Annotated in this window: 2 protein-coding genes; one reads left to right on the top strand and one right to left on the bottom strand. The window is 39.2% G+C overall.

Going from position 1 to position 1,638, the window contains the following annotated elements; all coding sequences use genetic code 11:
* Positions 1-1,127 (top strand): tetratricopeptide repeat protein (locus E1176_RS01310; RefSeq protein WP_155208779.1); only part of this gene is annotated, 1,127 nt, incomplete at its 5' end.
* 3 nt (positions 1,128-1,130) lie between these two features.
* Here the strand turns inward: E1176_RS01310 and E1176_RS20310 are convergent.
* Positions 1,131-1,638, bottom strand: a 508-nt coding sequence (locus tag E1176_RS20310; RefSeq protein WP_185152530.1) for a hypothetical protein, incomplete at its 5' end; no start/stop codon positions are given.

The raw sequence follows: 1,638 nt of genomic DNA, 5'->3' as shown, positions 1-1,638 counted from the left end.
AGATTTATAAAAAATTAAATGACCTTGATAAATCACTCGATTATCACAAAAAGGCTTTGGCTATAAGAGCCAAAGTGCTGGGGGCAGATCAACCTTTGATGTCATATATCAACCTCGCAGAGATCTACCTTGCCTGGGATAGCCTCGATATTGCAGAAACTTACTACAGTAGAATTATAGAGTTTAGTGATACAACTGATAATCGAAAGATGGCCTATGCCCTTATTGGCCTGGGAGAAATTGAAGGTAAGAGAAACAACTATGAGAAGGCAGAGGAGTTGCACTTACAAGGTCTTGAAATTTACCAAAACATAAAGGATAATAGAGGTCAGGCAAGTGCTACCATTAAGTTGGGCAAACTTTATAGCAAACAAGGCTTGCATGATTCAGCCGAAATTTACTTTGAAAAAGGTAGTTCGATAGCGGAAAGTATAAATGCAAAAGACCTTGTGCTGGAATCGCTCATGGCTAAGGTCCTGGCCGATTCAGCAAGAGAAGACTATCAATCTGCTTTTATCAACTATTGGAATTACGTGTCTTTAAAAGACAGTATTTTTAATGAGGAGAAATCCAGTAAGATTGCCAGAATGCAAACAGCCTACGAAACGGAGTTGCTCCAGAAAGAAAATGAGGCAAATCAAATAAAGGTGAAACAACAGGCAACCGCTGTGATAGGTGTAGTTATGGCTTTAATTCTTTGCATAGCAGTAGCCGGTGCTTTTTATAAACAGAGACGTGTACAGCAAATTGCTAACAAATTACTAGCCGCAAAAAACAAAGAGATTTTTGAGCGAAATAATGAGATTGAGCAGCAATCAAAGAAGTTAGCTCAACTAAACAGAAACCTTGAAAACCTCAATGAAGAGCTGGAAAAGAAAGTAAGGATTAGAACCAATATGTTGAGACACCAAAATGAGGTTTTATCTCAATATGCTTTCACCAATGCACATGAGTTAAGGGCACCGGTGGCTAACATTTTAGGACTGACTCACCTACTGGAGAATACTGAACTTGGCGCCCGTGAAAGAGAGGTAGTCGATCATTTGAGAAAAGCTACTGATCAACTTGATCAAACCATAAGAGACATAAGAGAGCGACTGGAAACCAGTGAAGAGCTGGTATCTTAACTATTAGATAGGAATTACTCTTCTTTTAGGTAAAGGCTCCATCAGTTCTGGTGGAGGTCCAAAGTGATTATTCATAAAATCATCAAGCTCGTCTAGCGTTTCGTCAGATAGCAAGCCAGCAATCTTATCTAATGCCACACCACTTATCATATAAGGCATATGTGAGGTTATGAGTGTATTGCCTTTGCAATGTGCATAAATCTGATACTCTTCAAGATCTTCTATATTCGATCCATTAATCAAGCAGCGCTGCATCCACTCTGTAGGGTTGTTGGGGTTAGCCTGCATAGTTTGCATGCGATCCATAAAATTTACCTCCTGAGAGAAATAGTCCTGTATGCTTTGCATAGACTCCGCAGACATTTGCTTTCTCAATCGCTCAGCACATTTTATACAAATGGCATATTCAAAAATTACATCCTCGGCAGTAAAACCACTATAACTTTTAATGGCTTTTTCTATAAAGTACTCTATTTCGCCACTCAATAAGTCGCGGTCACAGTCGATGCAA

The sequence above is a fragment of the Fulvivirga aurantia genome (genome assembly GCF_009711475.1).
Lineage (GTDB): Bacteria > Bacteroidota > Bacteroidia > Cytophagales > Cyclobacteriaceae > Fulvivirga > Fulvivirga aurantia.
This window is presented reverse-complemented; position numbering and strand designations above follow the sequence as displayed.